The sequence below is a fragment of the Methylobacterium sp. GXF4 genome, assembly GCF_000272495.1.
Taxonomy (GTDB): Bacteria; Pseudomonadota; Alphaproteobacteria; order Rhizobiales; family Beijerinckiaceae; genus Methylobacterium; species Methylobacterium brachiatum.
Genome location: NZ_AKFK01000101.1, coordinates 1 through 18,532, shown reverse-complemented (window position 1 = coordinate 18,532; position 18,532 = coordinate 1). Strand labels below are relative to the sequence as shown.

14 protein-coding genes and 2 tRNA genes are annotated in these 18,532 nt (G+C 68.4%); 12 read left to right on the top strand and 4 right to left on the bottom strand.

The features are described from left to right. Positions 1-14: 14 nt before the first annotated feature. From WYO_RS26835 to WYO_RS26825, 3 genes are all read right to left on the bottom strand, one after another. Entirely contained in the window at positions 15-1,205 is a 1,191-nt protein-coding gene (locus WYO_RS26835; protein ID WP_007568667.1) for a flagellin, read from the bottom strand. Between the two features lie 711 nt (positions 1,206-1,916). Further along, positions 1,917-4,004 (bottom strand): tetratricopeptide repeat protein, encoded by a 2,088-nt coding sequence (locus WYO_RS26830; RefSeq protein ID WP_244424323.1) that lies wholly within the window; start codon positions 4,002-4,004, stop codon positions 1,917-1,919. A gap of 309 nt (positions 4,005-4,313) precedes the next feature. Then, a tRNA-Ser gene (locus tag WYO_RS26825) sits at positions 4,314-4,403 on the bottom strand. 168 nt (positions 4,404-4,571) lie between these two features. Between WYO_RS26825 and WYO_RS26820 the strand changes: the two genes are divergently transcribed. The 12 genes from WYO_RS26820 to WYO_RS26765 all read left to right on the top strand — a co-directional run bounded on the left by WYO_RS26820 (position 4,572) and on the right by WYO_RS26765 (position 17,256). After that, positions 4,572-4,645, top strand: a tRNA-Gln gene (locus WYO_RS26820). Positions 4,646-5,113: 468 nt separating this feature from the next. Next, positions 5,114-5,443, top strand: coding sequence for a hypothetical protein (locus tag WYO_RS26815; RefSeq protein ID WP_128755106.1), 330 nt, complete (start codon positions 5,114-5,116; stop codon positions 5,441-5,443). A 34-nt stretch (positions 5,444-5,477) separates the two neighbouring features. Then, positions 5,478-6,659: a serine protease gene (locus WYO_RS26810; RefSeq protein WP_007568662.1), complete on the top strand. Its 1,182-nt coding sequence runs from the start codon at positions 5,478-5,480 to the stop codon at positions 6,657-6,659. Positions 6,660-6,759: 100 nt separating this feature from the next. Further along, a complete protein-coding gene (locus WYO_RS26805; protein WP_007568661.1) occupies positions 6,760-7,125 on the top strand; it encodes a hypothetical protein in 366 nt (121 codons plus the stop codon). Between the two features lie 39 nt (positions 7,126-7,164). Further along, positions 7,165-8,547: a PepSY domain-containing protein gene (locus WYO_RS26800; RefSeq protein ID WP_007568660.1), complete on the top strand. Its 1,383-nt coding sequence runs from the start codon at positions 7,165-7,167 to the stop codon at positions 8,545-8,547. A gap of 46 nt (positions 8,548-8,593) precedes the next feature. Then, complete coding sequence (locus WYO_RS26795) at positions 8,594-8,962, top strand: DUF2946 family protein (RefSeq protein WP_007568659.1); 369 nt, start codon at positions 8,594-8,596, stop codon at positions 8,960-8,962. Between the two features lie 66 nt (positions 8,963-9,028). Then, positions 9,029-11,341, top strand: a complete 2,313-nt coding sequence (locus WYO_RS26790) for a TonB-dependent receptor (RefSeq protein ID WP_007568658.1) — start codon at positions 9,029-9,031, stop codon at positions 11,339-11,341. Positions 11,342-11,459: 118 nt separating this feature from the next. Continuing rightward, the gene (locus WYO_RS26785; RefSeq protein WP_007568657.1) at positions 11,460-12,437 is read left to right on the top strand and encodes an ABC transporter substrate-binding protein; all 978 of its coding nucleotides are present in this window, start codon (positions 11,460-11,462) and stop codon (positions 12,435-12,437) included. Continuing rightward, positions 12,434-14,467: an ATP-binding protein gene (locus WYO_RS26780; RefSeq protein WP_007568655.1), complete on the top strand. Its 2,034-nt coding sequence runs from the start codon at positions 12,434-12,436 to the stop codon at positions 14,465-14,467. Before WYO_RS26785 ends, WYO_RS26780 begins: the two co-directional genes overlap by 4 nt. Next, positions 14,464-14,862: a response regulator gene (locus WYO_RS26775; protein ID WP_007568653.1), complete on the top strand. Its 399-nt coding sequence runs from the start codon at positions 14,464-14,466 to the stop codon at positions 14,860-14,862. The genes WYO_RS26780 and WYO_RS26775 overlap by 4 nt, the downstream gene beginning before the upstream one ends. After that, the gene (locus tag WYO_RS26770; RefSeq protein ID WP_007568651.1) at positions 14,859-16,124 is read left to right on the top strand and encodes an adenylate/guanylate cyclase domain-containing protein; all 1,266 of its coding nucleotides are present in this window, start codon (positions 14,859-14,861) and stop codon (positions 16,122-16,124) included. The genes WYO_RS26775 and WYO_RS26770 overlap by 4 nt, the downstream gene beginning before the upstream one ends. A gap of 145 nt (positions 16,125-16,269) precedes the next feature. Beyond that, on the top strand, positions 16,270-17,256 hold the full coding sequence (locus WYO_RS26765; RefSeq protein WP_007568649.1) for an ABC transporter substrate-binding protein: 987 nt from the start codon (positions 16,270-16,272) through the stop codon (positions 17,254-17,256). Positions 17,257-17,496: 240 nt separating this feature from the next. On the opposite strand, the gene WYO_RS26760 is transcribed toward WYO_RS26765, so the two are convergent. Then, positions 17,497-18,183 carry a response regulator transcription factor gene (locus WYO_RS26760; protein ID WP_007568646.1) on the bottom strand — a complete coding sequence of 229 codons (687 nt, stop codon included), beginning with the start codon at positions 18,181-18,183 and terminating at the stop codon, positions 17,497-17,499. Between the last annotated feature and the right edge of the window lie 349 nt (positions 18,184-18,532).

Below are 18,532 nucleotides of genomic sequence, written 5' to 3'. Positions count from 1 at the left end.
GATGCGGCTGACGCTTAGCGCAGCAGCTGCAGGATGCCCTGCTGGGCCTGGTTCGCCAGCGACAGGGCCGAGATGCCGAGCGACTGACGGGTGGACAGGGCCTGCGAGTTCGCAGCCTCCTGGTTGAGATCGGCCGCCGTCAGGTTCGACGAGCCGGTATCGAGCACGTTGATCAGGTTCTTGCTGAAGTCCTGACGGTTCTGCACCACCGACAGGTTCGAACCGAAGGTCGAAGCGTCGGTCCGCAGCTGGCTCGATGCGGTCGTGAGCTTGTTCAGGGTCGTGTTGATGTCGGCGTTGAGCAGGAAGTTGCCCTGCCCGACCGTCGACGTCTTCGTAGAGGTGCTGGTGATCGACGTCAGGCCGAGGCCGCTCGAGGTCTCGTCAGTCGCGGTGACCGTGAGGTTCGAGTTGCCCTTCGGATTGAAGTTGATCGTCAGGTTGTTGTTGTCGCCCTTGCCGTTGATCAGGTTCGTGCCGTTGAAGCTCGAATCGCCGGCGAGCTGATCGATCTGGGTCAGCAGGCTGTTGTACTGCGAGGCGAGCGTCGCGCGGGCCGTGACGCCCGACACGCTCAGGTCCGAGCTCTGACCGACTGCGGTGGTGGTGCCGTAGGTCGGGCCCGACGCGGCCGTACCGGCCGAGAAGCCCAAGATCGTCTGGTCGCCCGCGGATGCAAATTCCACGTCCGAGGACGCGTTCATCACGATCTTGGTGCCGTCCGTGCTCTTTGTGAAGCTGCCGGCGCCGACGACGGCGTTGAGCTTGGTCAGAGCTCCGTCGAGCGTGTCCGTCGTTGCCAGTGCGACGCTGGTGGCCGCACCGTTGACGAACAGGTTAACCGTGCTGGCGGATGCAGCACTGTAGGCGGTCGAGGCGGTGCCGGTGGTGGTGATCTGCGTGGACAGCGCCTGGTTGGCAACCGACTTGGCCTGATCGACCAGCTTCTGGATCGAGGTGATGCCCTGGTTGGCGGCCTGGATCGACTGGATCCCGTTCGAGATACCGTCGAGCAGGTTGCCGAGGTCGCCGGACCGCTGGCTGAGAGCTTGCGAGGTGAAGAAGCTCACCGGGTTGTCGAGCGCCGACGAGACCTTCAGGCCGGTGGAGAGCCGGTTCTGGGTGGTCGCGGTCAGCGAAGCCGTATCCTGCAGCGAGAGCAGGTTCTGGCGGGTGGCGGCGGTGAGGGTGACGCTGGAAGACATCGGAACGATCCTTTTGATCGAGAAGCCGTCTTATTGGCGGCTCCGGCGATGTATCACCCAAGGGCTTGCCGGGATATTGATTTGATAGCCGAAAAAAGGCGTTCGACAAACGTGGTTAACGAGTGTTTTCTGGGATCGCACAACAATCCGAGAATTGATGATCTTCCAGCTGCACCAGAAAAGCTGGCCCTATATTTCAAGAGCAGCAGAAACAACGCGTCGCTCGATAGGATCCACGGTCGCGGCCGCAACTTCTATTCGCGCACTCGATAGTGCGCAGATCAATGTGATCGGTCGGGATCGCCGCTCTCAGCGGGCCGGAGGTTCGGATCGCACGGTTCGACCACGGATCCGCGCCCGGTCATGAGCGAGCGTTCGCCGAGAGCCCGCGCCCGGTGGCGTTACCGCACGACACGACAGGGGCTCGCTCCGGACCCGAAGCGGCACCCCGCCAACGCGAGCGCCCTCCCTCCGGAGGTGCCCGCATCACCGAGCACCGGAAGCGTGCTTCTGCCGGCCACGCGTCCCTTTACGGCTCGCTCCTTCAAGCCTCTCGCCGACCCCGACGATGAGGACAGGAGGAACCGTATGCTGTGCCTGAGCCCGCACGGACCCGCAGCCCGGTCCTCGAATCGACGGCCTCGCCGCCGCCGAACCGGTATCCGGGTCGGAAGCGAGCGGCGGTTTCCGCACGTCGCGCCGAATCGCGCCTCAAACCTGCTCCTCGGAGAGCCACTGGCGCCACATCGCCCGGAACGCCGCATCGACATCGGCGGCGAGGCCGGCGTGGTCCATGAGCGGGCTGGCATGGAGACGCTCGCGCAAGCCCGCCCGGATTGTCCGCAGCCGATCGCGGTCGAGAGCCAGATCGCGGGCGATCGCCACGTAGGCGTCCTGGCTGTCGGCGACCAGCTCTGGCAAGCCGATCACCCTCAGTATCGATGACCCGACCCGGGCCGCCGCGTGATCTCCGCTGAGGGCGACAAAGGGTACCCCCATCGACAGGGTATCGAAGCTCGTTGTGCCGCCGTTATACGGGTACGGATCCAGGGCGATATCCACTCGGTGATAGAGCTCGTGGTAGCCGGAGCTGACGCGCGGCTGGAAGATCACCCGGTCGAGCGGCAGCCCAGCCGCGGTAAGACGGGTTTCTACCGCTTCGCGGACCTCGGGGGTCCCGATGTCGCCCACCACCATGAACAGCCGGGATTCCGGCACCGCGTCTAGGATGCTCGCCCAGGTCGTGAGGACGGCGTCGCAGACCTTGGTCAGGCGGTTGAAGCAGCCGAAGGTGATGTAGCCCACATCCTCGAAGGGCGCCCGCTCCCGCACCGGCGGCAGGTTGTCGACGCCGGCATAGGTGGCGCTCACCCGCGGCAGGCGCCACAGACGCTCGGCATGCAGGGGCTCGGCGAGGCCGAGCGGATCGGTGCTCGCGTCGGTCAGACGGTAATCGATCGCGGCCAGTCCGGTCGTGCCGGGATGCCCGATCCAGGTGACCTGGACGGGGGCGGGCTTGCGCGCGAACACCAGCAGCCGGTTGCCGGCACTGTGGCCCGACAGGTCGACGAGGATGTCGATCGCGTCGGCCTCGATCCGGTCGGCCGCCTCGTCGTCGTCGAGGTTCGCGAGATTGTGCCAGCCGTCGAACAGCGGCTTCAACCGCCGCGAGAACGCGTCCTCGCTCGCATGCGTCATGTAGGCCAGCACCGACATGCTGTCCCGGTCGATGGCGCGCAGATACGGCTCGAAGAAGCGAACCAGGGCGTGGTTGCACAGATCGCCCGAGACGAAGCCGACGCGCAGCTTGCGCTCCGGGTCGCGATCGTTGGCGAAGGGGCGGCGGCGCAGGAGCGGGTCCGCATAGCGGCGGCCGTAATCCAGGGCGTCGGCGGCATATTCCGCATGCGGAATGTCGGCGGCGTAGAGCTTGGCGAACAGGCGGTTGGAGGCGACGAACAGCTTGGACGGATCGAGGCCGAGGGCTCGGTCGAACGCCTCCACGGCCTCGCCCAGACGCCCGAGGGCCAGCAGGGCGCTGCCGCGGTTGCTGTGGGCGCCGGCATTGCCGGGCTCCAGCACGATCGCCCGCTCGGCGTGGCGCAGGGCCTCGCCGTACCGGAACCGGCGCTGATAGACCCCGGCGATGTTGGCATGCGCCATCGCGAGGTCGGGATCGAATTCGAGGGCCTTCTCCAGGGCGGAGATGGCGCCGTCGTGGTCACCGCGATTGGTCAGGACCGTGCTGAGGCCGCTGAAGAACAGGGGGTTCTTCGGCTCGCGGTAGAGCGCGATGCTGATCAGGTCATAGGCCAGTTCGGGCCGGTTGGTCCGGGCCGCGATGACGCCGGCGAGATAGGTGGCGTGCGCGTGGGTCTCGTCGAGGAGGAGGACGAGGTCGAGCAGCGCCTCCGCTGAGCGGTATTCACCCCGGTCGTAGCGCAGCTGCGCCGACGCGAAGGTGCTCTCCAGGAAGGCCGCGTTGAGCGGCTGCGCCTCGGGGCCGAAGCTCTGCGCCTTGTAGCGCTCCAGGATCGCGCGCGCGTCCGGCTGACGGTCCACGGCGAGCAGCGCGGTGGCCAGGGCCAGCCAGTAGTTCGGCCGTTCGGGCGCGCCCCGCAGCGCCGTGACGAAATGGGTCACGGCCTTCTCGGGAGCGTGGCGCGCCGCGATCTGGCCCAGCTCGTAATGCGCCTCGGGATGGTTGGGCTCGGTGCCGAGCACCCGCCGCAGGGTCGATTCGGCCCGGTCGAATCGTCCGCAGGCCCGATGGTCCCGTGCCTTGGCCAAGCTGCGCATCGCAGCCCCACCGGACGCGGCGCCGCTTGCCCGCCCGCCATATTGATCGAGCATTCCGCGCCCTCCCGTCGCGCGGAGATTGCGATCCCAGCGTTAAGGACGGGTAAATTCGCGGGACATTTGGGTTATCAGCGGTATCGTCGGCGCTCGGACACCCGGCCGATCGACACTGCATCGTAACATTGGAGCGCCGGAGACGTGTTCCGAAGCGCGAATGCTGGACGCGGCTTCAACGGCTACGACCGGCCCATGGCGGCTGCCTTGTCTTCCACAGAGGTCGCGGCCGCCCGCCCGCGATGTGTTCTGATTTGGCGGAAGGGGTGGGATTCGAACCCACGGTGGAGTTGCCCCCACGGCGGTTTTCAAGACCGCTGCCTTAAACCACTCGGCCACCCTTCCCGGCCGCAGAAGCGGCGTCCCGGTTATGGACGCCCCGGGCGCCGCGTCAACCGCAGAACGCACGGTTGACCTGCCGCGGCATTCCGCATATCTCACCGCCCACGCCCGGAGCCGCCAAGCCGGCACGGGCGCTGTCCGGTTGCGTGGGTTATGGATCGACCGGCCTGTTGGGGGATAGTTTAACGGTAGAACGGTGGACTCTGACTCCTCTAGTCCTGGTTCGAATCCAGGTCCCCCAGCCACCTCACGTCACTTACATCGCTAGCGAGACCGCCGGACGCAGCTGAGCGTCGGGCGCAGGATGCGTGAGCGCCGCGCTTGGCATTGTGCTGCCGCCTCACGCCGGCGCTGCATCACCGAATCGTTCGGATCGCGTTTCGGCAGCGCGGCGGCGCCCGTCACCCGTCCAGGTAATGAATCTCGGGCCGCGTTCGGCGTGCTGCCGCACCATTGCGGCCCCCTACGGTTGGCCAGATGGCCGCGTGTTCAGCATCCCGTCGCGATATCACTCAGCATTGATTACGCACCGGCGCGCGAATCAATTATTCTGTCGGCAACCTTAAATACGTAGCCCTCAACGAAGCCACTTCGCAAGACCGGACGTCGAGATAAGCTTTCACCGGATCCTGATTCGATTCTGATCTGATGAGGGCAAGCTTATGACGGGGCGTTTCCTGGTTGCCGCCTGTGCGGCCAGCGCGGTTGCATGGATGGGTCTCGCGCCCGTGCCGGCCCAGGCGCAGAGCGCCGGTGCCGTGTTCGGGGGCCTGGCCGGCGGCGTGCTGGGGGGCGTCATCGCGGGCTCGATCGCCGCGCAGGCAGCGCGGGAGCGCCCGGTGGTCATCTACCGTGCGCCCACGCGCACCGTCCGGGTCATCCACGAGGTGCGGCGTGCGCCGCACCGGCGGGTCGCGCGGGCGCGTCACCGTCCGATGCAGCCGGCGGCGGGACCGTCGGGGGCGCAGGTGGTGAATGCCTCGGCCGATCCGTTCGCGCCGTCGCAGGGCAGCGCCACCACGGCGGTGAGCCAGAAGCGCTGAGCCGCTTCCCCCTGACGCAGACCGGATCGCCCCCATGTCCCGATCGAAGCTTGCCTGGTCTGCCCTGTTGACGGCGAGCCTCGCGGCGACACCCGCCGCGGCCTCGCCGGCCCCGCCGAACCTGACGGTCGACAAGACCTTCGGGAAAGTCGCCGGCTGGTCGATCGGCTACAGCGAGAGCCTCGGCGGCTGCCTCGCCGCGGCGAGCTACGGGGACGGCACGACCCTGTGGTTCGGCTTCGGCGGTGCCCGCGGCTCGTCCTATCTGGCGCTCACGAACCCCAAATGGCGGTCGCTGGAGGTCGGCGGGCAATACGAGCTGCAGATGCTCGCCGGCCGCGAGAAATGGCGCGGCACCTTCACGGGCTTCGAGCGCGGGGAGGCCCGCGGCCTGTTCCAGTCGGGCCTCAAGGAACGGTTCGTCGCCGATCTGTCCGCTTCGGGCACGATCAGCGTGATCTTCCAGGGGCGGCAGATCGCGGTCCTGTCGCTCGTGGGATCGACCGAGGCGTTCGACGCCGTGATGGGCTGCCAGAAGGACGTGATCTCCGCCGCCGCGAAGGAGGCGCCCGGCCTTCCCAAGTCGCGCAAGCTCGAGGCCGGCATGGTCAGCACCGGCACCGGTTTCTACGTGTCGGAGCGCGGGCATCTGCTCACCAACAATCACGTGGTCGAATCCTGCTCGGAATTCTCCGTCCGGCAGCCCGGCCGCCCCTCGATCCCGGCGCGGCTCGTGGCCAAGGACGCGACCAACGATCTCGCGGTGCTGGCCACCGATACCCCGCAGAAGGTCGTCCCGCCCCTGTCGGTCCGGGCGCGGCTCGGCGAGAACGTCTATGTCTACGGCTACCCGCAGAGCGATGTCCTGGCCTCGACCGGCAACTTCACCATCGGCAATGTCACCGCCACCGCGGGCTCGGGCGACGACACCCGCAAGATTCAGATCTCGGCGCCGGTCCACCAGGGCAACAGCGGCGGCCCGGCCCTGGACCAGTACGGGAACATCGTCGGCGTGGTCCAGTCGAAGCAGGTCGCCTTCGCGTCCGGGGACGTTCCGCAGAACGTCAACTTCGCCATCAAGTCGACGATCGCCCTGAACTTCCTGGAGGCGAACGGCGTCGAGGCGCCGATCAATGTCCGCACCACCGACCCGATGGACGGTGCGGGCATTGCCGAGAAGGCCCGGGATTTCACGGTCCAGATCATCTGCCACTGATCGCGGGGCCGGTCGCGCCTGTCTTCGGCGACGCGATCGACACGTGAATGCGCCTGCGCCCCGTTGACGGTGGACGGCGGCGACGCCTAACAAAAGACCCATGCGCCGGTGCCTGCCCCAGACGGTTCAAGGCCGCGCGATCATCGGGATGGTCGCGCTCTACGCGCTGCTGCTCCAGGCCTTCCTCGGCTTCGCCACACCGGCCCACGCCTTCGGATCACCCGGCGCGGTTCTGTGCGCCGAGCACGCGTCCGGCGCGCCGGAGGATGGGCCGGCCCCGCTCCACGCCCATCCGTGCTGTACCCTGGTGCAGGTGACCGGCGTGGCGCTGCCGGCATCGGAGCCGGTTGCCGTCGCCTGGCCGTTCGCACCGTCCCTGCGCCTCGTCTGGCGCGCGGAGGCGGCGCATCCGAAGACCGGGCCGCCGCTCACCGCCACCAGCGCCCGAGGTCCGCCGGCCGCCTGACGATCCCGTCTTCCGATCGTTCAGGCCCGGACCAATCCCATGTCGATTCTTCTGCACGGCAGCGCCCCCGCCTTCGGGGCCGTCGCCGCTCTGCGTGCCTCCCGCGAGGCGGTCTATCGCGCCGTGTGGCGCTGGCACTTCTATGCCGGGCTGCTGTGCCTGCCGTTCCTGATCACCCTTTCGGCGACCGGCGCGCTCTACCTGTTCAAGGATGAGATCAACGGCAGCCTGTTCGCCTACCGGACCCGCGTGGCGATTCAGGCGACGGCGCCGCTCGGGCCGGACCGGCTGATCTTCAACGCCCTGCAGGCCGAGCCGGACGGGGTGCCGCTCTCCTACACGGACCCGGCCGCACCCGACGCCTCGGCCCTGGTCACCCTCTCGGAAGGCGGCCGCAAGCGTCTCGTCTACCTGGACCCCTATACCGGATCGGTGCTCGACCGCGTCGACCGCGACGGCGAGTTCATGATGGTCGTGCGCGGCCTGCACAGCCTCAGCTATGTCGGCACCTTCGCGAACGCGGTGATCGAGGTGGTGGCGGGCTTCGCCATCATTCTGGTAATCACGGGCGTGTATCTGTGGTGGCCGCGGGGCCAGGTGGGCGGCGTCGTGAGCCTGCGCGGCAGCCCCCGTCGCCGGGTCTGGTGGCGCGACCTGCACGCCGTGACCGGGTTCGTCGCCGGCGGCGGATTGCTCTTCCTGGCGATCACCGGCCTGCCCTGGTCGATCTGGTGGGGGCAGCAGCTGCGCAGCTGGTCGAATGCCGCGGGCCTCGGCCAGCCCGCGATCCTATGGGCCGGCCGGCCGGTCTCCACGGTGCCGATGCGCGCGCGTCTGCCGGATGCCGGCTGGACCCTGCAGGATGCGCCGGTGCCGCGCTCGCAGCCCTCCGGGCGGGCGGCGGAGCCCATCGGCATTGATCAGGCCGCCGCGATCCTGGCTCGGCTCGGCATGCCGCGGGGCTACGAGCTGGCGCTGCCGGTCGGCGCGGACGGCGTCTACGCCGCGGCGTCCTATCCCCACGACGTCGCCCAGCAGCGGATGATCTCCCTCGATCAATATACCGGGGCGCCCCTCGTCGACGTGCACTTCGCCGATCTCGGGCCGGTCGGTCGGGCGATCCAGTACGGGATCGGCATCCACAAGGGCGAGCATTGGGGCCGGGCCAACCAATTCGCCATGCTGGCCTTCTGCCTCGCTACGATCCTCCTCGCCGTCACCGCCGCCACGATGTGGTGGAAGCGCCGGCCGGCCGGCGGACTCGGCGTCCCGCCCTGGCCGCGGGATCGGCGCGTGGTCTTCACCGTCACCCTGGTGATCGCGGGCCTCGGTGCGCTGTTTCCCCTGACCGGCTTGGCGATCCTCGGCATGATCGGCCTCGACCTCGCCGTGCAGGCCGCACGCGGTCGCGGGGCGGCCTGATCCCCGGCCGGCGGGCTCGAAGCCCGTGTCGACCGACGTCGATCTTATGCGCAGGCGGTCGGGTCCCCTCGGGACCGGACTGATCCTGCTCGCCCTCTGGGTGCAGCTGCTCGCGCCGATGGCAACCCTCCGGATGGCGCTGGCGGCGCCCGACATGCCCGGCGCGATCCTGTGCGGTCACGCGCCCGGGGGTGACGCGATTGCCGCCTCCGCGGATTGGCCGGTGGCGCCCCACGACTGCGACGTCTGCCGGCTGTGCCGTGCCGGCATGGTCCCGCCGCCCCTTCCGGCGGTCCCGAGCGCGGCGCGCCTGCTGCGCTGGACCGCGCCGGCCTGGCCGATCCCCCCACCGTCGGATCCGAGGCCGGCGCCGCGCGTCGTCGGCCAGCCGCGCGCACCGCCCATCACCGCCTGATCACGGCTCCTCCCCGTGCGGCCGTCGCGCCGTCCGGCCCCTTGATTGATCAGACGAGAAATTGGGATGTCGATTCACCAGGCCGCCGCGCGGTTCGGAACATTGGCGCTGTTGGTGGCCGGCGGCACGCTGCCCGCCTCGGCGCAGCAGGCCGTCACGCTGGACGAGCTGTCCGTGGAGGGCGAAGCCGCGCCCGGCGCGGGCCGGACCGCCGTTGCCGTGCCGTTCGGCGTGGCCGCCCCCCAGGGCTCTGCGCCCTCGGTCATCGAGCACCCGGTCGGCCAGGTCGTCACCGGGATCGGGCGCGAGAACACCATCGCCAACCGGCCGGCGACCAGCATCGGCTCGGTGCTCGCGAACAGCCCCGGCGTCACCGTCCGCCAGGGCAATGGCGGCCGCGACGTGATCATCTCGATCCGCGGCAACAACGCCCGCTCCAGCGGCGTGATCAAGAATACGGTCGTTCTGGAGGACGGGTTCATCCTCACCCAGGCCGACGGGGCATCGCGCTTCGACCTCACCGACCCTCGGGCCTACAGCCGGATCGGCGTGTTCCGCGGCCCGCAATCGCCCCTGTTCGGCAACTACGCCACGGGCGGCGCCATCGCGTTCCGCACCCGCACCGGCCGTGAGATCGACGGCTACGAGATCGGGACCGACGCCGGGAGCTTCGGCTACCTCAGCAATTCCTTCACCGTGGGCAAGGCCAGCGGGCCGTTCGAGATCAGCCTGTTCACCAGCGACGTCCGGGCCAACGGCTACCAGGACCATTCGAGCTACGACACGCAGACCATCAACCTGCTGGCGAGCTACACGCCGACGCCGGACAACCGCTTCACCTTGAAGGTGATCAACAACAATCTCGACGCCAATATCGCGGCCCGCTCCTCGTTGGCGCAGTATCGGATCAACCCCTACCAGCGGGGCTGCGCCGCGGCCGCGAGCGCGGCGCCCGGCTGCACCACCTTCGCCCTGTCCGGCAACGGCGCGTTCGGTGCGACCGTGCCGGTGACCGCCGACGAGGGCGGGTTCGGACGCAAGGACCGGCGGACCATCGTGGCCGCACGCTGGGAGCACGATATCGACGCGTTCACGACCTGGCGGACGCAGCTCGGCTTCGACGAGCGGAACTTCGACCAGCCGTTCTACACGACCGCGAGCCAGGGCTCTTACCCGTCCTGGAACGTCCTGACCGACGTGACACGCCGCGGCGACCTGTTCGGCCTCCCGGCCGTGGGCTACGTCGCGCTCGCCTACAGCACGATCGACACCCACATCGCGACCTACAACCGCGCCCCCTATGGCGGGCCCCGGCTCGGGGCGCTGATCGGTGTCCAGGACGCGGTCCAGTCGAATCTCGGTGGCCGGGCCCGCCTCGAACTCGCCCTGTCCGATCAGTGGACCGGCGTGCTGGGCATCAGCGCCGAGGGGACATCCATCACCGGACGCAACCTGGCCTACAGCTACAGCGCCGGCGGCGCGAACCGGACGGTGGCGGATGCCGACCGGACCTTCCTCAACGTCGCCCCCGAACTCGCCCTGGTCTACCGGCCGGACGAGGCCTGGGCGTTCCGCGGCCGGGTCGCCACCGGCTACACCACCCCGGCGGCGAGCAACCTGTTCGTCACCCCGGCGGGGCTGCCGGGCAACAACACTCAGCTCCAGACCCAGGAGAATCTCGGCTTCGATCTCGGCGCGGACTGGAGCCCGACCGAGACCCTGCGGCTTAGCGTGACCGGCTTCTACGAGTTCTTCCGCAACGAGCTGGTCTCGCAATCGCCGGGCGCAGGGCTCCAGACCTACTTCTTCAACGCGCCGGCCTCCGAGCACCGGGGCCTCGAGGTCGGCGCGGACTGGGCCTTCGCGCCGGGCTGGCGCGGAACGCTGGCCTACACGTTCGATGATCAGATCTACACGCGCTACACGGAGCAGCTGAGCGCCGGCAGCCTGACCCGCCGGTTCGACCGGGCGGGCAACCAGATCCCGGGCGTCCCGGCCCATCAGCTCCTGGCGCGCGTGGGCTACGACGTGCCCACCGGGCCGCTCGCCGGTCTCGGAGCCTTCGTCGAGACCGTGGTGCAGGGCGATTTCTACATCGACAACGCCAACCTGCTGAAGGCGCCGGGCTACGCGATCGTCAATGCCAACGTGCACTACGCCACCGAGCTGACCGGCGGCTACGCGAAGCGGCTGAACCTCTATCTCGAAGTCCGCAACCTGCTCGACACGACCTACGCGGCCTCGGCCCAGAACCTCGCCAACTCGATCAGTGGCGCCACCGGCCTCCAGAACGGCGCCGGGGTGCTGGCGACCTCCACCGGCTCGGTGTTCGCGGGTGCGCCACGCAACATCGTCGGCGGGATGCGTCTGGCATTCTGATAACCGCGTCCACGGGTTCGCCGTGGTGCGGTGGCCGGGCCTGCACTAAGCTGCCCGTCCGAGCGGCGGGGGTATCGGGTTTGAGTCGCGATGACGGAAGAGCCGGCGCGGTGATCGGATGAGGCGGCGGACCATCATCGCCGGCTTGTCCTGGGCCGCGGCCGGCTGGCCGCTGGCTCCGTGGGCGCAGGAGCAGCCGCGCGTGGCCGCGCTCTGGCCGTTCGTGGACGGGGGCGCCGAGGGCCGCTCGCTCGCGCATACCTTCCGGTCGGCCCTGCGCGATCACGGACGGACGACGCTGCAGATCGATGATCGCTGGGGCGGGGCGGATGTCGAGCGCACGCGCGCGCTGGCGGCCGAGATCGTGCAGTCGAGCCCGCAGGTGATCTTCGCCTTCCTCAACGCGCAGCTCTCCGCATTGTCCGCCCTGACGAAGACGATCCCGATCGTCTTCGTCGGCGCCTCCGATCCGGTCACGTCCGGCTACGTCGCCAGCCTGCAGCGGCCCGGCGGAAACATCACCGGCTTCACCCTGTACGAGGCGTCGCTGGCGGGGAAATGGCTGGCCGCACTCCGGGAAGCGGCGCCGACGATCCGCCACGTCACGCTGCTGTCCAATCCGAACACGGAGGTCCGGCGCGGCGCCTTCTACTCGGAGGCGCTCACGACCACCGGGGCGGCCATCGGCATCGAAACCGAGGTGGTGTTGGTCACCACCGCCGACGCGATCGACCCGGTCGTCGCAGGCCTCGGCCGGCGGGGGGATGCCGGGCTGATCGTGGCGCCCGGCACCTTCAGCGAAGCCAACGGCGACCGCATCGTCGCCCTCACGGCCCAGCATCGCGTCCCAACGGTCTTCGCGATTCGGCGCTTCGCCCACCGGGGCGGCCTGATGTCGTATGGCCCCGACCCGGCCGACGCGGTGCGCCGCGCGGCATCCTACGTGGATCGCATCCTCCACGGCGAGAAACCCGCGACGCTCCCGGTCCAGGCGCCGACGAAGTTCGATTTCATCGTGAACCTCAAGACCGCGCGCACTCTGGGGCTGACGATCTCGTCGGCGCTGCTCGCCCAGGCGGACGAGATCGTCGAATGACGGCGCGGGATGCGGCTCCGTCGCAGGGCAGCACAGCCGCCGAGCGCTTCCGCCTGCCGCTCGCGGCAAAGTTCGCGGTCGCCTTCGTCGGGCTGGTGACCCTCGTCCTGCTGATCAACGGTGCCGTCGACCTGTTCCTGAATTACGGCGACGCCAAGCGGAACGCGATCGAGGTCCAGCGGGAGAAGGCGCACGCCGCGGCGGAGCGGGTCGAGGCCTTCATCTCCGAGATCGAGAGCCAGATCGGCTGGACCACCCGGGCCGAGTGGCGCCGGATCTCCCCCGAGCAGCAGCGCTACGACTTCATCCGGCTGTTGCGGCAGGCGCCCGCCATCACGGAGGTCGCCTATCTCGATCCGAGCGGCAAGGAGCAGCTGCGGGTCTCGCGGCTGGAGCCGGACGCGGTCGGCAGCGGCAAGGATTTCTCCGCGGCGTCGGCCTTCACCCAGGCGATCGCCGGAAAGGTCTGGTTCGGGCCGGTCTATTTCCGGCGGGGCTCCGAGCCGTACATGACCGTGTCGGTGGCCCATGCCGGACGCGACCCCGGCGTGACGATGGCCGAGGTCAACCTGAAGCTGATCTGGGACGTCGTCAGCAGCATTCACAACGGCTCGGGCGGCTACGCCTTCGTGGTCACCGCCACGGGCCGGTTGATCGCCCACCCGGATCTGAGCCTCGTCCTGCGCGACACCGACCTGTCGAGCCTGCCGGAAGTGGCGGCCGCCCTGTCCGCACGCGGCTCCGCGGGCAACGCGGACGCGGCGGATTACGAGATCGCCACCGCGTTGGACGGCGGTTCGGTGCTGGCGGCCCATGCCACCATCCCGCGCGTCGATTGGATCGTCTTCGTCCAGCTGCCGCTGGGCGAGGCCATGGCGCCGCTCTATGCCTCGGTCGTTCAGACCCTGTCGCTGATGGGGCTCGGGGTGATGCTCGCGACGGTGGCCGGGACCTTCCTGGCCCACCGCATGGTTGTGCCGATACGGCAGCTCGAGGACGGCGCGGAACGGTTCGGGTCCGGGGACCTCTCGGAGCGCATCGTGATCCGCACCGGCGACGAGATCGAGACCTTGGCCGACCGCTTCAACCTCATGGCGAGCCGGGTCCAGGAATCCTACGAGACCCTGGAGGCCAAGGTCGAGGAGCGGACCCGCGACCTCAACACCTCGCTCGAGGATCTCCACAAGGCCCAGAACCGGCTGATCCAGTCCGAGAAGCTCGCCTCCCTGGGACAGCTCACGGCGGGCATCGCGCACGAGATCAAGAACCCGCTGAACTTCGTGAACAACTTCGCGTCGCTATCGTCCGAGCTGGTCGACGAGCTGCAGGAGGTGTTGCAACCTGCAAACCTGGACGCGAAGACCCGCGCGGAGGTCGACGAGATCGCCGATCTGCTCAAGGGCAACCTCGGCAAGGTCGTGCAGCACGGCAAGCGCGCCGACTCGATCATCAAGAACATGCTGCTGCATTCCCGATCCGGATCCGGCGAGCACCGCCCCGTCGAGATCAACGCCCTGGTCGAGGAGAGCCTGAACCTGGCCTATCACGGTGCCCGGGCGGCGCAGCCGAGCTTCAACATCACCCTCGTGCGCGCTTACGATCCGGCGGCCGGCTCTGCCGATGTCTACCCGCAGGAGTTGACCCGCGTCCTCCTGAACCTGATGTCGAACGGGTTCTACGCCACCGAGAAGCGCAAGGCGGCCGGAGCCGAGCCGGGCTACGAGCCGACTCTGTCGGTGACCACCCGCGATCTCGGCGACAGGGTCGAGATCCGGGTCCGGGACAACGGCACCGGGATCCCGGACAGCGTGAAGGCCAAGATGTTCGACCCGTTCTTCACCACCAAGCCGGCCGGCGAGGGCACGGGCCTCGGCCTGTCGCTCAGCCACGACATCCTGGTGAAGCAGCATGGCGGGTCGATCGATGTCGCCACCGAGCCCGGGCACTTCACCGAATTCACGATCACGCTGCCCCGCGATGGCGCGACCCAGGCGCACCCCATCGTCGCCCCAGCCAAGAGCGAGCCATGAACGTCCTCATCCTCGTCGTGGACGATGAGCCCGACGTCACCGACCTGTTCCGGCAGCAATTCCGCCGCGAGCTCCGCGCCGGGCGGTTCGCGATGGAATTCGCGCATTCGGCCCCCGAGGCGCTGGCCTGCGTCAAAGCTTCGGACGGTGCGAGCCTCATCCTCATGTTCTCGGACATCAACATGCCGGGCATGACCGGGCTCGAACTCCTGCCGCTCGTGCGTGAAGCGCGCCCCGATGTCCCGGTGATCATGATCACGGCCTACGGCGATGCCGAGACCCGCCAGAAGGTCCTGGCCGGCGGCGCCGTGGACCTGATCACCAAGCCGATCGATTTCGACCTGTTGCGGACCGAGATCGAGAGCCGCCTCGCCTCCGTCGCGGGGCCGGCATGACCTCCGACCTGCCGCCCGCCAAGATCCTGGTCGTCGACGACGAGCCGGATCTCGAGGCGCTGATCACCCAGAAATTCCGGCGCCAGATCCGCGGCGGCCAGGTCACCTTCCTGTTCGCCCATGACGGTCACGAGGCCCTGGAGCTGCTCGGCGCAAACCGCGACGTCGATCTGGTCGTGTCGGACATCAACATGCCCGGCATGGACGGGCTGACGCTGCTCGCCAAGCTGCAGGAATCCGACGACAAGGTCTCGACCATCATCGTCTCGGCCTACGGCGACATGGCCAATATCCGCACCGCCATGAATCGCGGGGCTTTCGACTTCCTTACCAAGCCGATCGACTTCACCGATCTCGAGACGACAATCGAGCGGACGCTCCGGCACGTCGGGAGCCTGCGCGAGGGGCGCCGGCGGCAGATGATGGCCGAGCGCGCGCACGCTTCGCTGGCGCGGTACTTCTCGCCCAATCTCGCCGAGCGCCTGGCGGGGGACGCGTCGGGGCTGGAGCTCGGCGGCGTTCGGCGCGAGGTGGCCTCGCTGTTCACCGACATCGCCGGCTTCACCGGGCTCGTGGAGAGCCTGGACCCGGCCCAGCTCGCCGAGATCCTGAACGGCTACTTCGCCGAGATGACCGACCTCGTCTTCGCCCACGAGGGCACCGTCGCCAAGATCGTCGGCGACGCGCTCCACGTCCTGTTCGGGGCACCGGGCGACCAGCCGGACCACGCGGCCCGGGCGGTCGCCTGCGCGCTATCCCTCGATACGGCCTCGGAGGCGTTCCGGGCCCGCTGGCGGGATCGGGGGATCGAGATCGGCGCGACGCGGATCGGCGTCCATGCCGGTCCGGCCATCGTGGGGAATTTCGGCGGCGGCCGCTATTTCGACTACACGGCCTACGGCGACACCATCAACACCTCCGCCCGCCTGGAGAATGCCAACAAGGCCTTCGGCACTCGGATCTGCGTCAGCCAGAGCGTGGTGATCCGGGCGGAGCAGTTTCGCGGCCGGCCCGTCGGCGACCTCCTCCTGCGCGGGAAGCAGGGCGCGCTGCGCGCCTTCGAGCCGCTGACCGAGGAGGAATACGACGGCGAGACGCTGGGCCGCTACCTCGACGCCTTCGCCAAGCTGGAGGCCGGCGAGGCCGGGGCCATGCCGGCCTTCGCGGCGCTGGTCGGATTGCGGCCCGACGATGCGTTGTCGGCCTTCCATCTCAAGCGGCTGCTCAACGGAGCCTCCGGAACGCGCATCGAGGTGCGCTGAACACAATCGCACCCTCGACCCGCCGGCCGCGATGGCGGACACTCGAGGCCCCCTGCCCCATCCGTCGAGCGCCCTGCAGGATGCCCCGTCCTTCGACCAGCCGACAGCCCGACCGCCCATGCCCCCGCGCAGCGAGGGCAGCCGGATGAGACGCCGCGACGTCCTCGCGAGCCTCGGCGGCGCGGCCGCTTGGCCGGCAACCGGACATGCGCAGACCCCGGCGCGGCGCCGGCTCGGCATCCTCCTGGTCTACGGAGAGAGCCATCCCGACGTGCCGATCATCGTCGACACGCTCAAGGACAGCCTGGGGCGGCTCGGCTGGACTTGGGGCCAGAACCTGACGGTCGACCTGCGGCTGGGCGACGGCGATGCCGAGAAGATGCGCCGCCAAGCCAGCGAGCTGCTGGCGGCGAAACCGGACCTGATCTTCTCGCAGGGCGTCGTCGGCACGACCGCCGTCAAGCAGGCCACCACGACGACCCCGGTGGTGTTCATTCAGGTGCAGGATCCGGTCGGCGGCGGCTTCGTGACCAGCCTGGCGCGGCCGTCCGGCAACCTCACCGGGTTCAGCAACTTCGACTACACGTTCGTCGGCAAGTGGCTGCAGCTCCTGAAGGAACTCAGCCCGAGCGTGACGCGGGCGCGCGCCATCATCAACCCGGACTATCCGACGCGCTTTGCCGGTTACGCCGCCGAACTCGCACGGACCGGCCCGGGTCTTGGTATCCGGGCCGAGGCCAGCGGCGTGCACGACGCCGCCGAGATCGAGCGGGCGATCACCACCTTGGCCGCGGAGCCCCAAGCCGGCCTGATCGTGCTGCCGGATGCGATCACGGGCGTCTACAGCCGCCAGATCATCGATCTGACCGCCAAGCTCCGGCTGCCCGCAGTCTATGCCTATGCGGCACAGGTCCAGCTCGGCGGCCTCGCCGCCTACACCACCAGCGTGGCCCGGGACGTCCAGCAGGCGGCCGGCTATATCGACCGGATCCTGAGAGGGGCCGCGGTCGGCGACCTGCCCGTGCAGGCGAGCGAACGCTTTCTGACCGTTATCAACCTCAAGACCGCGGCGGCCCTGGGCTTGACGATCACGCCCTCGCTCCTGGCGAAGGCCGATGCGTTGATCGAGTAGGGCGCGCTGGAGCGCGAGCGCGGTTTCGCCGCGGCGCGCAGGGAAGATCGGCGCTCCCGCACGGATCGCGCCATCGGGCGACGCCACGGACCCACATGGTGCAGGCACCGTAAAACGCGGACCGGTGTCCGTGCGCGGTGTGCCTCAGACATCCCGTGGCTTCGGCTCCCGCTCCCCGTCGACAGCGGGGGACGGCCGGGCGAGGGATCTGCCGTCCCTCGGGGATCCGGTCGCGTTCGATCAGCTCACGAACGCGTATCCGAGGTAGCGGCGGACCTCGATCGGATCGAAGCTCAGCTTCTCACGGAGCTTCTTGCGAAGCTTGCTGATGTGGCTCTCCACGACGCTCTCGTCGACGTCGCTGGTGAAGGCACCGTAGACGGCGTTGAAGACCTGTTCCTTCGTCAGCCTGCGGCCGCGATTGCGGATCAGAAGTTCGAGGATCTGCCGCTCGCGTCGCGGCAGGGCGATCTTCTCCCCGTCGATATCGGGGTCGCGGCCGTCGAAATACACTCTCAGCCGCTCGGTCCGATCCGCCGCTTCCTTGGCCGTCGCATGCTGTGAGCGCTGTGAGCGCCGCCAGACCGATTCAGTCCGGGCCATGATCTCGCGCACGTGAACCGGCTTGCGGACGACGTCGTCGATGCCGGCCGTGAACAGGTCCAGGGTCTCGGTCAGGCTGCGCGTCTCGATCATGGCGATGATCGGCGCCCGGGACCGTTTGTGGATGAGGTCGGGGAGGCTGGATCGCTGCGCGCAATCACCGAGGAGGAAGCCCTGGACGGCGTCCAGATCCGGTTCCCGAGCCGTCTGCAGCCAGCCCTTGAAATCGGATGCCAGTAGTCCGACCGCGGATACGCCTTCTCTGCTGAAGCTCGCAACGTAACCGTCGGTCACCATCGACCGCTCATCCATGACGACATACACTACCTCGGCACTCCTCTACTACCCGATGCGGACCGAATGGCCTGACCACGCTGACGTGGTCGCTCCTTTACGCTCCGCTTCTGATCAAACCGCTAAGGCCAAAGATTAAAACTTGATGTGAAATTGATTTATGCTGCGTTTATGGCATTTTTCCGTCCGGTTAAGCGTCTTTATGATTCATGTTCCGGCAAAATCGCGTCCTAATGCATAGTTATTGAGTGTATTATTGGAACATTTTCTGTCGGTTTGATTTTTTTAACCTTCAAAATCCTGAGCTGTATAGATATTCGGACTTTGAATGAGATGGACCACGACCTGATCGGCGAAACATATTGGCATTGGGGGGGGG

What these genes read in the sequence shown, in the direction of transcription:
- WYO_RS26770 (WP_007568651.1), top strand. Translation starts at nt 14,859, where the DNA reads ATGACCTCCGACCTGCCGCCCGCCAAGATCCTGGTCGTCGACGACGAG.
- WYO_RS26800 (WP_007568660.1), top strand. Translation starts at nt 7,165, where the DNA reads ATGTCGATTCTTCTGCACGGCAGCGCCCCCGCCTTCGGGGCCGTCGCC.
- WYO_RS26835 (WP_007568667.1), bottom strand. Translation starts at nt 1,205, where the DNA reads ATGTCTTCCAGCGTCACCCTCACCGCCGCCACCCGCCAGAACCTGCTC.
- WYO_RS26805 (WP_007568661.1), top strand. Translation starts at nt 6,760, where the DNA reads ATGCGCCGGTGCCTGCCCCAGACGGTTCAAGGCCGCGCGATCATCGGG.
- WYO_RS26765 (WP_007568649.1), top strand. Translation starts at nt 16,270, where the DNA reads ATGAGACGCCGCGACGTCCTCGCGAGCCTCGGCGGCGCGGCCGCTTGG.
- WYO_RS26785 (WP_007568657.1), top strand. Translation starts at nt 11,460, where the DNA reads ATGAGGCGGCGGACCATCATCGCCGGCTTGTCCTGGGCCGCGGCCGGC.
- WYO_RS26810 (WP_007568662.1), top strand. Translation starts at nt 5,478, where the DNA reads ATGTCCCGATCGAAGCTTGCCTGGTCTGCCCTGTTGACGGCGAGCCTC.
- WYO_RS26795 (WP_007568659.1), top strand. Translation starts at nt 8,594, where the DNA reads ATGCGCAGGCGGTCGGGTCCCCTCGGGACCGGACTGATCCTGCTCGCC.
- WYO_RS26780 (WP_007568655.1), top strand. Translation starts at nt 12,434, where the DNA reads ATGACGGCGCGGGATGCGGCTCCGTCGCAGGGCAGCACAGCCGCCGAG.
- WYO_RS26775 (WP_007568653.1), top strand. Translation starts at nt 14,464, where the DNA reads ATGAACGTCCTCATCCTCGTCGTGGACGATGAGCCCGACGTCACCGAC.
- WYO_RS26815 (WP_128755106.1), top strand. Translation starts at nt 5,114, where the DNA reads ATGGGTCTCGCGCCCGTGCCGGCCCAGGCGCAGAGCGCCGGTGCCGTG.
- WYO_RS26790 (WP_007568658.1), top strand. Translation starts at nt 9,029, where the DNA reads ATGTCGATTCACCAGGCCGCCGCGCGGTTCGGAACATTGGCGCTGTTG.
- WYO_RS26830 (WP_244424323.1), bottom strand. Translation starts at nt 4,004, where the DNA reads ATGCGCAGCTTGGCCAAGGCACGGGACCATCGGGCCTGCGGACGATTC.